The organism is Micromonospora sp. NPDC049523 (genome assembly GCF_040676775.1).
Classification (GTDB): domain Bacteria; phylum Actinomycetota; class Actinomycetes; order Mycobacteriales; family Micromonosporaceae; genus Micromonospora_G.
Map to the genome: position 1 here is coordinate 1 of NZ_JBFAPP010000010.1, position 13,789 is coordinate 13,789.

7 protein-coding genes are annotated in these 13,789 nt (G+C 73.5%); 4 read left to right on the forward strand and 3 right to left on the reverse strand.

Annotation, left to right across the window (positions count from 1 at the left end; genetic code table 11):
• The 3 genes from AB0J90_RS17240 to AB0J90_RS17250 form a co-directional block, all read left to right on the forward strand.
• A partial coding sequence (locus tag AB0J90_RS17240) for a CsbD family protein (RefSeq protein ID WP_363596858.1) occupies positions 1-207 on the forward strand: 207 nt, incomplete at its 5' end.
• Positions 208-351: 144 nt separating this feature from the next.
• Positions 352-1,455 (forward strand): L-dopachrome tautomerase-related protein, encoded by a 1,104-nt coding sequence (locus AB0J90_RS17245; RefSeq protein ID WP_363596860.1) that lies wholly within the window; start codon positions 352-354, stop codon positions 1,453-1,455.
• A 63-nt stretch (positions 1,456-1,518) separates the two neighbouring features.
• Positions 1,519-2,328 (forward strand): GNAT family N-acetyltransferase, encoded by an 810-nt coding sequence (locus tag AB0J90_RS17250; protein ID WP_363596862.1) that lies wholly within the window; start codon positions 1,519-1,521, stop codon positions 2,326-2,328.
• 76 nt (positions 2,329-2,404) lie between these two features.
• On the opposite strand, the gene AB0J90_RS17255 is transcribed toward AB0J90_RS17250, so the two are convergent.
• Both AB0J90_RS17255 and AB0J90_RS17260 read right to left on the reverse strand, forming a co-directional pair.
• Positions 2,405-5,365: a carboxypeptidase regulatory-like domain-containing protein gene (locus tag AB0J90_RS17255; RefSeq protein WP_363596864.1), complete on the reverse strand. Its 2,961-nt coding sequence runs from the start codon at positions 5,363-5,365 to the stop codon at positions 2,405-2,407.
• Complete coding sequence (locus AB0J90_RS17260) at positions 5,362-9,747, reverse strand: S8 family serine peptidase (protein WP_363596866.1); 4,386 nt, start codon at positions 9,745-9,747, stop codon at positions 5,362-5,364. The genes AB0J90_RS17255 and AB0J90_RS17260 overlap by 4 nt, the downstream gene beginning before the upstream one ends.
• A 233-nt stretch (positions 9,748-9,980) precedes the next feature.
• Between AB0J90_RS17260 and AB0J90_RS17265 the strand changes: the two genes are divergently transcribed.
• On the forward strand, positions 9,981-12,989 hold the full coding sequence (locus tag AB0J90_RS17265) for an AAA family ATPase (protein WP_363596868.1): 3,009 nt from the start codon (positions 9,981-9,983) through the stop codon (positions 12,987-12,989).
• Between the two features lie 45 nt (positions 12,990-13,034).
• On the opposite strand, the gene AB0J90_RS17270 is transcribed toward AB0J90_RS17265, so the two are convergent.
• The gene (locus AB0J90_RS17270; RefSeq protein ID WP_363596870.1) at positions 13,035-13,787 is read right to left on the reverse strand and encodes an SDR family oxidoreductase; all 753 of its coding nucleotides are present in this window, start codon (positions 13,785-13,787) and stop codon (positions 13,035-13,037) included.
• Positions 13,788-13,789 lie beyond the last annotated feature (2 nt).

Genomic DNA, 13,789 nt, shown 5'->3' on the forward strand with positions numbered 1-13,789 from the left:
ATGAGCCTCACCGATAAGGCCAAGCAGAAGGCCGAACAGATGACGGGCGCCGCCAAGGAGAAGTACGGCGACGCGACGCCGGACTCGTTCGGTGGCACCACTCACCCCGCCCGGGGCGGAATTCTCCGAGCCGGTCATAGACGTCTTCCGGCTCAACGGGCCTGCTGCTGGCCGCCGGCGACCGGCTCGCCCGACCGGCCCGCCTGACCGTGGTCAACGCGGTCGTGCTGGCCCGTCCCGGGTCGGCGGACCGGTAGCCGAATCGCGGCGTTCGCCCGCGAAGCGGTTACCAGCGGACAGATGGGGAAAGTACCCGCCGGACACCGTGGTCACGCCGAGGGGGTACGACCCATGAGCGACAGCTTGATGACCGACGAGCCCTGCGGTGACCTTGAGGTGGTCGCCACCTTCACCGGGCCGATGCCGACCGGGGTGAGCGTGTCGCACACCGGCCGGATCTTCGTCAACTTCCCCAAATGGGGTGACGAGGTCACCGCCAGCGTCGTCGAGGTCGTGGACGGGGAGAGCCGGCCCTATCCGGACACGGCCTGGAACAGCCCGACGGGTGACGACGATTCGGACGCGTTCGTCTCGGTCCAGTGCGTCGTGGTCGACCCCGCCGACCGGCTCTGGGTGGTCGACACCGGCAGCCCGATGCTCGCGCCGACCCGACCCGGCGGCCCGAAACTGGTCTGCGTCGACCTCACCACCAACTCCGTCACCAGGAAGATCGTCTTCCCGGCGGACGTGGCGCTGCCGACCTCCTACATCAACGACGTCCGGTTCGACCTGCGGCGGGGTGCCGCCGGCACCGCGTTCGTCACCGACTCGTCCGGCAACGGGCCGAACGGGATCATCGTGGTCGACCTGGCCAGCGGCGACTCGTGGCGACGCCTGCACGACCACCCGTCCACCAAGACCGAACCGCTGACCGGGTTCCACCCGCTGGTGGAAGGACGGGAGTTCCTGAAACGACCGGCCGACGGCCCACCCGCCCCGCTGACCATGGGATCGGACGGGATCGCCATCTCGGCCGACGGCAGCCGGCTCTACTACTGCCCGCTCACGTCCCGCCGGCTGTACAGCGTCTCGGTGGACGCCCTGGTCGACCGGGGACTCGACGACGCCGAGGTGGCGGCGACCGTCACCGACGAGGGTGACAAGGGCTCCGCCTCCGACGGGCTGGAAAGCGACGACGCCGGCCGGATCTACCTGACCGCGTACGAGCAGAACGCGGTCCTGCGCCGGTACTCGGACGGGCACCTGGAGACGGTAGCCCACGATCCCCGCCTGCTCTGGCCGGACACCATGTCGATCGCCACCGACGGGCACCTGTACGTCACCGCGAACCAGCTCCACCGGCAGCCGGACTACCAGGGCGGGGTGGATCGCCGGCAGCGGCCGTACGTGCTGTTCCGGACCCGGATCGACGCCGGCCCGGTGCTGCTGCGCTAGCGAGCCGATTCGGGCCGCCAGCACCCGGTGCTGCGGCGGCAGCGGCTGTGTGATCATTTTCGGATGCTGGTGGAGAGTGTGCACGACCGGGTCGAACTGGCCGACCTGTTGCTCCGTACGCCGGACCTGCGCGCGTACGAGCTGGGTGACCTCGACGACCGCTTCTGGCCGTACACGACCTGGTACCGGCGGGGCGAGGCGTTGGCGCTGCTCTTCCACGGCGCCGGCCTGCCCATCCTGCTCGCCCTGGACACCCCGGACCGGTCAGGCCCACTGGCCGAACTGGTCGCGGACCTGCGCCCGCTGCTGCCGCGCCGGTTCTACGCGCATCTCTCCCCCGGCGTCACGGCCGCGCTGGAGCCGGAGTTCGCGGCCGACTCGAACGGACCGCACCTGAAGATGGCGCTGACCGACCCGGTCCGGCTGGACCGCTGGTCCGCGACGCAGGTCGCCTCGACCGGTTCGGCGGAGGTGGTCGAGCTGAGCGCGGCGGACCTGACCGAGGTGGCCGCGTTCTACGAGCTTGCCTACCCGGCGCACTCCTTCGTGCCCCGGATGATCGAGCAGGGCCCGTACGTCGGGGTCCGGCGCGGCGGTGAGCTGGTCGCGGTGGCCGGGGTGCACGTCTACTCGCCCCGGTACCGGGTGGCCGCGATCGGCAACGTGGCCACCCACCCGCAGGCCCGTGGCCAGGGGCTCGCCTCGGTGGCGGTGGCCGCGCTCTGCCACCGGCTGCTGGCGACGGTCGACCGGATCGCCCTGAACGTCAAGGCGGACAACAACGCCGCGATCGCGCTCTACAACCGGCTCGGGTTCACCCCGGTCGCGGACTACACCGAACTGACCTTCACCGCACGGGCCACGCCGAACTGACCTCCGCCGTACGGCGGTGGACCGGCCTCCGGGGTGGCGGGGTCCCCCACACCCCACTCACCCCGGAGGCCGGTGATCAGGGACAGCCGGCCGGTACGAGCCGGAGGTCGGCAACGCTGGTCGTACCCGCGGCAACCGGCACCGTACGGCTGACCGGCGACCAGTCACCGCCGCCGGCAACCAGGCCGACGCTGCCCGTACTCGCGTCCAGCCAGCGGGTGAAGCGCCCCTGCTCGTCGGTGGTGAGTGCGTACCGGACACCGCCCGCGTCCAGCCAGACCGGCACCCCGGCCAGCGGTCGGTCCGCTCCCGAGCAGTCCGCCCCGGTCACGGTGCCGCTGACCGCACCCCAGCCAGCCGGCGCGGCCACGGTGAACGTCACCGGCACGACGGTGGTCGGGTACGGCGTGTTCCCGCGCAGCAGCAGCGCGGCCGAGTACGTGCCCGGCTGGTCGAGCACACCCGCGTCCAGGGTGACCGACAGCCGGACCGTACGGCCGGGGGCGAGCACCGTACCGGCGGCGGTGGCGGCCAGCCAGGCGCTGTCCCGGTCACTGCCGCAGTCGGTCCGACCGGGCAGCACCTCGGCGAACGGCGCCCGACCGTAGCGGGCGAAGCTGCCGCCGATCCGGTAGAAGCCGCACGCGCTGGCGCCCCGGTAGAGCGCGTTGACCGCGTTCGGCAACGCCGACCAGGCATCGGTCACCGGGTCGTAGGCGAAGCCCTGGTTGGTGATCGTGCTGCCGTCGTCGGTGACCCCACCGGAGAGGTCGAGCCGGCCGTCGGCCACGGTGGAGCCCGCCGCCCAGAGGTCGATCGGCAGGTCCGCGAGGCGGGTCCAGGTGTCGGCCGCCGGGTCGTAACGGTACGTCGACCGGCTGCTCTCCTCGGCCACGCCCCCGGCACAGTAGACCGCCGCCTCGATCGCCCCGCAGGACGCCCACGCGACCGGTTCGGGGTAGCCGGCCAGCGACTCCCACCGGTCGGCGACCGGGTCGTACCGGAAGACGTCGGACGAGGAGCCGCAGCTGTAGCCCTCCGGGTGGCATCCGCCGACCACGTAGAGCCGCTCGTCCAGCACCGCCGACCCGGCCGCGGCGGTCCCCTGCGGGATCGGCGCCCCGGTTGACCAGGTGTCGGTGGCCGGGTCGTAGACGTCCAGGCTCGGCTCCACCTCGGCCGGGATGTTGGTGCCGGCCCAGCCGCCGGTCACGTAGAGCCGGTCACCGAGGAACGCTGCCACCGGCCGTTGCCGGGCCATCGGGAGCGGGGCGAACGGCGTCCACCGGTCGGTGTCCGCGTCGTAGACGTACGCGTTGCGGACCCGGCCCGTGTCGACGTTGCCGCCGACCGAGTAGATCCTGCCCCGGTACTCGGCCGCCGCGTTGTCGGCCAGGTCGAGCGGGTAGTCCGCGATGCTGCGCCAGCCGGATCCGGCCGCCGTCACTCTCGCGGACGGCGCTGCCTCGGTCGGTTGCCCGGCCGGCCGGGCGACCCCGTCGGCGTCCGGCGAGAAGCGTCCGCTGATCCGGCGCAGCGGAGCCCCGGTACCGCCGGTCGCGGCGGTTGCGGCGTTCATGCTGGTCCCACTGATCGCGGCGTTCGCGGCGTTCATGCTGGTCCCACTGATCGCGGCGTTCGCGGCGTTCAGGCTGGTCCCCCTGGTCGCGGCGTTCGCACCGGTTGCGCCGGCCGGCGGTACGGACGCATCGGCCGGACCCGTACCCGGGCGCTCGGCGATGCTCAGCTCGACCGGGGCGGTGCCGGTGTTGGTCACGTCCAGCGACACGGTGGCCCGGCCACCGAGCGGGGCGGCGCCGGTGAGCGCTGCCGCGCCGAGCGTCAGCGCCCCGGTGGGCAGGTCGAAGTTGACCCTCGTGGTCTGGTCGGCCGGCACCGACGGGCGCTTGCGCAACGGCTGGTAGCTGCGCATCGACGCGGTCAGCTGGGTGGCGCCGGTGGTCGGGCTGAACATCCAGTAGAAGCCGTCGTCGAGCCGGGGATCGTCCCCGGTCGCCGCCGAACGCACGGTCGCCTCCGGCGTCGCGGCGGCCACCGTCGCGCCGACCAGCGGGGCGGCGGTGTTGGCGTCGCGTACGTAACCGGCCACCAGCCCACCGGCGACCGGTACGCAGGAGTGCTCGCCGACCCAGACCCGGTCCACCTGCCACCAGTCGCCCGCGGTCAGCTCCCCCTCGAAGTAGTGGAACCGGATTCGCGCGTCGGGCTGGCCGGCGGCCTGCGGGATCGGCAGCGTCACCTGCACCGGTCCGCGTACCGCGTCGTCTGCGTGCCACACGTTCGCCCAGCTCTCACCGCCGTCGACGGAGAGGTCGACCTCGGCGATCCCGGCGTCCTCCGGATAGTCGGGGGTGTTGAAGTCGCTGGCGAAGCCGATCGTCGGGGCGGCGACCCCGGTCAGGTCGACCACCGGCGAGACGAGCGTGGTGTCCTGCCGGGCCGGTCCGCCGTACAGGTCGCTCTCGGCGATCGCGAAGCCCCCGGTGGCCCCGGTCAGGTTGCCCCGCTCGCCCGGGTCGTCGAAGCTCCACACCTGCTCGTTGCCGAGGTTGTCCAGCACCGACCAGCCGTCCGGTGCGGCGTTCCCGCCGGTGTCGAACAGTTCGACCAGGCCGTTCGCCCGGTGCGTGTAACCGGGTGCGACGCACGCGTCCGCGTCGACCGGCAGCGCCAGGTCGACCACCGTGTCGGTGCTGCCGACCTCGATCTGCCGGGTGAGTTCGGGATAGCCCGGGTACCGGGACTGCACCCGCACCGTGTACGGCTGGCCGACCGGCAACCGCAGCTGGTACGCGCCGGTGAAGGGGGCACTGGTCGCGGTGGCCGCCGGTCGTCCGTCGACGCTGACCGTGGCCCAGAGCGGCCAGCCGTGTCCGGAGGCGTCCCGTACCGCACCGCTGACCAGGACGGTGTCGGCGGCGTACGCGGCCGGTGCCGGTACGGCGGCGGTGAGCAGCGCGGCGAGCAGGCCCGCCGTACCGAGTCGCCGGCCGGGGCCGGATCGGCGCGGGTTCATGAGGTCCTCCCAGGGGTGGCACAGCCGGTGGAGTCGAGCGTGATGTCGTGGACCACGTTTGCGCCGGCACCGAGTTCGACGGTGCCCCGGTAGGGGAACCACCCCTCGGCGACGACCAGCAGTTCGGGCCGGCCTTCGCCGGGGTCGAGCCAGAGTCCGTAACCACCGGAGGCGTCGGTGCTGACGGTGTACGCCGCCGCGCCCGAGGTCACCCGTACGGTGGCGCCGGGCAGCGGGGTACGGGTGCCGGTGCAGTCGGAGCCGGTCACGGTGCCGGTGATCCGACCCCACCCGGCCGGCGGCGTGACCGTCAGCCGCACCGGCACCGTGACCGTGTCGTACGGGGTGCCGTCGCGCAGCACCAGCCGCGCCGCGTACGTCCCCGGCTGACTCAGCCGGGCCGAGTCGAACGACACCTCGACCTCGACCTCACCCCCGGCCGGTACGGTGATCCGCGCCGGGTCGCTGCGCAGCCACGACACCGCGTCGGTGCCGTCGCAGTTGGCGTAGCCCGGCAGCGTCTCGGCCAACCGGGTGCCGAGCCCGGCGTTCGCCGCACCACCGATCTTGTACAGGCCGCAGCCGCTGCCACCCCGGTAGAGGGCGTAGGTGGAGTTGGGCAGCGCCGACCAGGCGTTGGCAACCGGGTCGTAGGCGAAGCCCTCGTTGGTCAGCTCCTCGCCCCGGCTGGTCACCCCGCCGGAGACCAGCAACCGCCCGTCGGCGACCGCGTACCCCATGCCCCAGAGGTCGATCGGGAGCCGGGCCAGCGTGGTCCAGGTGTCGGTCGCCGGGTCGTACCGGAAGGTCGACGCGCTGGTGACCGTCTCGGTGGCCCCACCTGCACAGTAGAGCTGCCCGCCGATGCCGCCGCAGGCCGCCCAGGCGGTGTTCTTCGGGTAGTCGGCGAGCCGGGACCAGGTCTGCGCGACCGGGTCGAAGCGGAGCACGGTGTTGCTGCCGCAGAACCCGGAGACGCACCCTCCGACCAGGTAGAGCTTGCCGTCGAGTACGGCGTTGGCCGCACCGGCGCGTGCCTCCGGAGCCGCCGGGCCGGACGACCACGTGTCGGTACGCGGGTCGTAGACGTCGACGTCGAAGCGGGGATCCCCGGTGGCGCCCCAGCCGCCGACCACGTAGAGCTTGCCGCCGAGGAAACCGACGGCCGGCTTCTGCCGGGCCCGGGGCAGCGGCGCGAGCGGCTGCCACCTGCCGGCGAACGGGTCGTAGGCGAAGACGTCGGTGACCGGGCCAGCCGGTCCGTCGCCACCGACCGAGTAGATCCGGCCGTCGAGCGTGGCGACCGCGTTGTCCATCACCGGGATCGGGTAGTCGGCGACGGGCGCCCACGGCGCAGCCGCCACGGTCGCCTGCGGTGCGGCCGGGTCGGCGGCCACGGCAGCCCCTGCGGGCCGGACCCGGCCGAGCGGGTAGTCGCCCGGGATCCGCTGCCGGACGGCGCCCGTACCGGTCACGGACGTAGCGCCGGTGGCCTCCTCGACCAGGTCCAGTTCGGCGGCCGCGGTGCCCGAGTTGCGTACGGTCAGCGTCGCCCGCCCCGACTCGCCCAGCCGCACCGAGGACTCCAGCGTCGACTGCGCCACGCTGACCTGCCCCGCGCCGAGGGTGAAGTTCAGCCGGGTCACCACGTCCGCCGCCACCGTCACCGGTTTGGTCTGCGCGTGGTAGCGGTCCAGCGTGCTGCGTACCTGGGTCACCCCGTCGAGCGGCGCGAACAGCCAGTAGAAGCCGTCGTCCAGGCCGGCGTCCTCGGGGGTCGCGACGGTCGTGGCGGTCAGTTCGGGGTGGCCCACCGGCCGTACCGTCGCGCCGGGCAGGGGCTTGCCGCTGTTGCGGTCGGTGACCGAGCCGCTGAGCAGGCCACCGGGCACCTCGACGCAGCGCCGGTCGCCGACGCGTACGTTGTCCACCTGCCAGCGCAGGTCGAGCACGGCGTCGTAGTGGAACCGGACCCGTACGCCCGAGCGGTTCGCCGCCTGCGGGATCGGCACCTGCACGGTGGCCGGGCCGCGCAGCGCCTCGGTGGTACGCCGCCACGCGGTCGCCCAGGTCTGACCGCCGTCGGTCGAGACCTCCACCGACGCGCTCGACTGGTGCCCGGTCTCGTAGTGGGTGTCGAACCACACCGCCGGGGTGCCGACGCCGGTCAGGTCCAGCGGCGGCGAGACCAGTGACGTGTCCTGCCGGCTGTCGGCGCCGTACTCGCCGCTGTCGACGGCGGCGAAGCCACCGGATCCGCCGGTACGGTTCTGCTCGGTCGAGTCGTACCGCCAGACCTGCCCGGTGCCGGCCTCGTCGGTCACCGTCCAGTCCGCCGGGGGTACGTCGTCGAAGTCCTGCGCGTACCGCTGCTCCGGCTCCTGCTCCCGGTAACCGGGGGCGGTGCAGGCGTACCGGTCGACCGGCAGGGTGAAGTCCCGGACCAGGTTCCGGCCGGCGACCTCGACGGGTGCGCTGACCGGCTGGTGGCCGGGGTAGCGGGCGGTGACGGTGAGCTGGTAGCGCTGACCGGCCGGCAGGGTGAGCTTGTAGCTGCCGTCCGACGGCTTGGTGTAGAAGGTCCCGTTCGGTACGCCGGCCACCGCGACGGTCGCGTAGAGCGGCCAGCCGTGGTCGGCCCCCTCGGTCACCCGGCCGCTGATCGTGACCGTGTCCACCTTGGTCAGCCGGAAGTCGTGCCGGGCCTCGCCTGCGGTGGTGACGGTCAGCGTGGCGGTCTGCGGGGCGTACCCGAACTTGGTCGCCGTCACCGTGTAGTCGCCGACCGGGACGAGCGCGTCGAAGGCGCCCTGCGTGTCGGTGCCGAGGGTGCGGTTCGCCGCCCCGGTCAGGGTGAGTTCGGCACCGGCGAGCGGTGCGCCTCCGGCCGCGTCGACGACGGTGCCCCGGATCGGGCCGGCGGTCGCGCGGGGTGCGGCGGTGACGGCCGCGTACACGTCGAGCCGGCCCTCGCCGTACACGTTGTTGTCGGCCGCGGTGCCGCCGCAACTGGTGTCGTCGACGTCGACCGCGGTCCGGTCCAGCAACGCCCTGGTCGCCGGGATGTCACCGACCAGGGCCGGGGCGGCCGACCAGAGCAGGGCGATCGCGCCGGCCACGTGCGGGGAGGCCATCGAGGTGCCGGTCTTGGCGCCGTAACCGGATCCCGGTACGGCGGAGCGGACGTCGACGCCGGGCGCGGAGATATTCGGCTTCACGTCCCCGTCGGCGCCCGGCCCTCGGCTGGACCACGGGTCGATCAGCCCGTTGACGTCGTACATGCCCGCCGCGTACGTCAGCAGGCTGTCGCCGGGTGTGCCGGCGGTGTCGCAGGCCGGGCCGGAGTTGCCGTTGGAGTACATCGGGAAGATGCCCGACGCCAGCCAGGCGCCGAGCACCTGGTCGAACCACGGGTTCTCTTCGCCGCCGTTGTCCTCGCCCCAGGAGTTGTTCACGATGTTCGGGCGTTTCGACGGCAGCGCGTTCGCGCCGGTGCTGTCGGTCGGCGCGAGCATCCACTCGGCGGAGGAGAGCAGGGCGAAGTCCGAGCAGCTACTGGCCTCGCAGCCCTTGGCGGCGATCCACCTTGCGCCGGGCGCCACACCGATCCGGTTGCCCGGACCGCCGTCGCCGACCATCGTGCCCATGGTGTGGGTGCCGTGGCCCGAGTTGTCGCACGGCTCGACCGCGCCGGCCGAGCAGATCGAGGCCGGGTCGTACCAGTTGTAGTCGTGGTCGAAGCTGCCGTCGCCGTGGTTGCCCCGGTAGGAGCCGACCAGGGCGGGGTGGTCGTACTGGACCCCGGAGTCGATGTTGGCGACGACGATTCCCTCGCCCCGGTCGCCGTAGTCACGCCACACCCGGTCGGCGCCGATGTCCGCGACGCCCCATTCCACTTCGGACGCGGCGGCGGCCCGCGCCAGCGCGGCACCGTCGGCCGGTCGGGGTTCGGGCAGGGCGTGCGTCTGTGCCGCGTACAGGCCGTGCACCTCGGTGCGGCGGGACAGCCGGTCGGCGAGGTCACGGTCACCGCCGAAGACGTAGACCGCGTTGGCGACGTAGAAGCCCCGGTAGCGCACCTTGGCGGCGGCGAGTTGGTCGCGTACCGCCCGCTGGCTCCGGTCGGCCTGCCGGCGCAGGGTCTCCAGTACGGCCGCTCCGCGCCCGGCCCAGTCACCGGTCGCGGCGGCGGCGTCCAACTCGGCCCGCTCGCCAGCGTTCCGGTCACCGAAAGTCACCAGGAAGTCGGCGCTGGCACCCGTGTCGAGGCTCCGGCTCAGCGCCACGTCGATCTTCGCCCGGGCGGCGTCCGGGCCGGCGCCGGGCACCGAGCCGGCGGCCCCGAACATCGCCGACACGACCAGCACCAGGGCGCATAACAACCCGGCTCCGAGCGGATGCGGGAAAGGTCTCGTCCGACTGGCAGACCGCACAGTTGCGCTCCCTCACGCTCGACCGGTGGCGGCACCGGTAACTCGACCGGCGCCTTGACCGGTGCGTCGACAACCGTCCGAACATCTGTTGAACAGATGCCGCAACAGGTTGAAGGCAATGGATCATGCGGCGATGGGTAGAGTGATCCGTACCCGCTACGGAACTTTGAAGGCGTACCCCGGTGTCGCACTCCTCCGCTGTCGCCGATCCGGCCCCCCGAGCCAGGCTGTCGGCCCAGGTCTCGCGGATCCTGGTCGGCCGGACCGACGAGCTGACAACCCTGCGTACGGCAATCTCCGCGCCGCCGTCGATCGTGCTGGTCGAGGGCGAGGCCGGGGTCGGCAAGAGCCGGCTGGTCGAGGAGGCGCTGCACGGTTTCGCCGGCCACCGGCTGCTCGGGCAGTGCGACGCGCTACGGGAACCGTTCCCGCTCGGTCCGGTGCTGGACGCGTTGCGGGACGCCGCCGTACACCTGCCGCCGGCCCGACGGCTGAGCCCGCTGCTCGGTGCGCTGGTGCCGCTGCTGCCGGAGATCGCCGACCGGCTGCCGCCGGCACTGGACCCGCTGCCGGACCAGCGGGCCGAACGGCACCGCCTGTTCCGCGCAGCCGCCGCGTTCCTGGACACGCTCGGCCCGGTCGCGCTGGTCCTGGAGGACCTGCACTGGAGCGACCAGGGGACCTGGGAGTTCCTGGCCTTCCTCGGTGCGCACCCGCCGGCCGGGCTCTCGATCGTCCTCAGCCGACGTCCCGGTTCACCGCTCGGCTCCCCGCTCGCCGAGAGCCTCTCCCGGTTGCGGACCCGACCGCCGGTACGGGTGAGCGTGCCGCCGCTGACCCGCGCCGAGACCGGGCGCCTCGCCTCGACCCTGCTCGGTACCGAACCCCCGCCGGAGGCCTTCGTCGCCGAACTCTACGAGCGGACCGGTGGCATCCCGTTCGTCATCGAGGAGGTGCTCCGCGATCTGGCCGAGCGCCTTCCGGCGGCACCGGGGCAAGATCCGGGCGACCCGGACGGGGTGCCGTCCCCGGACCCCGCGGCCGGATGGCCGCAGATCACCGACCTGACCGCGCACACGCTGGCCGGGCTCGCCGTGCCGAACGTGTTGCGGGACGTACTGACCCATCGGCTGGACGGGTTGGACGAGCGGGCCCGGGAGGTGCTCGGGGCCGCGGCCGTACTGGGACTGGTGCCGGACGAACGGACGCTGGCCACCATGGTCGGCGCCGACCGGGGCGAGATCGCCCGCGCACTCGCCGGGGCGCTCGCTGCCGGTCTGCTGTACGAGCGGGACGGCCGGTGCCGGTTCCGGCACGCGCTCGCCCGACAGGTCGTCTACGAGGCCCTGCCGTCGCCGAACCGCCGGTGGCTGCACCTGCGGGCGGCCCAGGCGTTGGAGGGAGACCAGGACCGGGCGGCCCGACCGGTGGCCCAGTTGGCCCACCACTACCGGCACGCTGACCTGCCGGCGGAGTTCGTACGGCACGCCGAGGCGGCCGCCGATCTCGCGATCGGGCAGGGCGACGACGCCACCGCCGCCGGTTACCTGCTGGAGGCGGTCGCGGTGCCGGAGCTGCCCCGACCGCTGCGGGTACGGCTGGCGGTCAAGCTCGGCCGGGCCGCGATCGAGGGTCTCGCGCACGCCGAGGCGGTGCCGGTGCTGGAGCGGCTGCTCGTCGACGACCGGTTGCCGGCCCGGGCCCGAGGCGAGCTACGGCTGACCCTGGGCCGGCTGCTGCGCCAGCAGGGGCAGGCCGAACGCGGCTACGCAGAGATCGAACGATCGCTGACCGACCTGGTCAACCCCGGTTTGCGGGCCCGCGCGCTGGCCATCCTCGCCGCCCCGAACACCGCCGTCGGTCGGCGGCTGGACGAGCACCTCGCCCGCGCCCGGGAGGCCCGGTCGGCGGCTGCGGCGAGCGGCGACCCGCAGGCGGTGCTGGCGGTACGCAGCGCGTACACCTCGTTGGAGTTGGAGCGGGGTGCTCCCGGTGCCTGGTCGCTGGTCGACGAACTGCTCGGTGACCCGACCCTGGTCGCCAACCCTCGGGAACAGGCCCGTGCCTGCGTCAACCTCGCCCAGGCCGCGCTTCAGGCCGGGTACCTGGACCGGGCCGAGGCGCTGCTGCTGCGGGGTCAGCAGGTGGTCGACCAGGCCGACTATCCCCGGCTGGCGGCGGTGGTGGAGCTGGTCGGGGTGCTGGTGGACCGGGCCGCCGGACGTTGGACCGGGCTGGAGGAGAGGCTGCACCGGCTGCTGCGGCGCGGTTCCGAGTTCCCGGCCGCCGACCTGGACGTACGGCTGAACCTCGGCACGCTGCTGACCGCGTACGGCCGGGTGGACGAGGCCGAGGGCTGGCTGCGCGAGATGGTCGACCTGGCCCGGCGGGCCGGGGCGGTGTGGCCGCTGATCGCCGGGCGGGCGGCGCTGGCCCGGCTGCTGCTCGGCAACGGGGACCCGGCCGGCGCGCTCGCGGAGGCACACCGGGGGCTGGAACTGGTACGGCACAAGGGCATATGGAACTGGGGCGCCGACACCGTGCAGGTCGCGGTCGACGCGCTGGCGGCCCTGGACCGGCTGGGCGAGGCAGCCCGGCTCACCGACGAACTCGCCGACGGGCTGGCGACCGCCGAGGTGCCGACCGCGCAGGCCCGGTTGGCCCAGTGCCGCGCGGTGCTGCTGCGGGCCGACGACCCGCTCGCCGCCGTGGCGCTGCTCGACCCGACCCGCGCCGAGTTGGCGAGGCTGGGCCTGGTGGCCGAGGTGGCGCGGCTGGACGAGATCCGGGGTGACTGGTGGTGCGCCGGGCCCGACCCGTCCGGGCAGGTCCGGGGCGCGCAGTCGCTGCGGGACGCGCTGACGGTGTACGGCACGCTCGGTGCCGGCGCCGACATCGCCCGGGTCTGCCGGACCATGCGTACGCACCGGGTCGCCATCCCGTACCCGTGGCGGGGTGGCCGGCAGTCCTACGGCGACGCGCTGTCGCCGCGGGAGCGGGAGGTGGCGACGCTCGCCGCGCGGGGGCGGACCAACCAGGAGATCGCCGTACGGCTGTGCCTGTCCCGCCGTACGGTCGAGAGCCATGTGGCGAACGCGCTGCGCAAGCTCGGCGGGCAGTCGCGGCGGGAACTGGCCGCGTTGATCGACCGCACCGACCCGGTGGTGGACATACCGGGAGTGGAACACTGACCACTGGAGGCGGCGCATACCCGGGTCGGCGCGGTGCCGCACCTGCTACTTCGAGCGGGGCAGGCGCAGGCCGGACATGCCGCCGTCGACGGCCAGCGAGGTGCCGGTGGTGGCGCCGGACAACGGGCTGGCCAGGTACGCGACCGCGCCGGCCACCTCTTCCGCGCGTACCAGCCGGCCGGTGGGCTGACGGGCGGCGAGCCGTTCCTTCTCCCCCGCCGGATCGTCGGCCTTGGCCAGCAGCCGGCCGACCCACGGGGTGTCCACGGTGCCGGGCGCGACGCAGTTGACCCGGATGCCCTCGGTCACCAGGTCGGCGGCCATCGCCAGGGTGAGCGCGTGCACCGCGCCCTTCGACGCGGAGTAGAGCGCCCGCTGGACCAGGCCGGCGGTGGCCGCGATCGAGGAGGTGTTCACGATCGCCCCGTGCGAACTGCGGCGCAGGTACGGCAGGGCCGCCCGGGTGGTCCGTACGATGCCGATCACGTTGACGTCGAGCACCCGCTGCCACTCCGCGTCGTCGTTCGCCTCGACGGTGCCGACCGCGCTGATCCCCGCGTTGTTGATCAGGATGTCGATCCCGCCGAACGCCTCGGCGACCCCGGCCATCGCCCGGTCCAACGAGTCGGAGTCGGCAACGTCGGCGACTTGACCGAGAGTCGCGCCGCCCTGCTCCCCCGGGTTCAGGTCGAGTACGCCGACCCGCCCACCGCCGGCCACGAACGCCTCGACGCACGCCTTGCCGATACCCGACCCGCCGCCGGTGACCACCGCGACCAGCCCGTCGAACTCGCCCACTT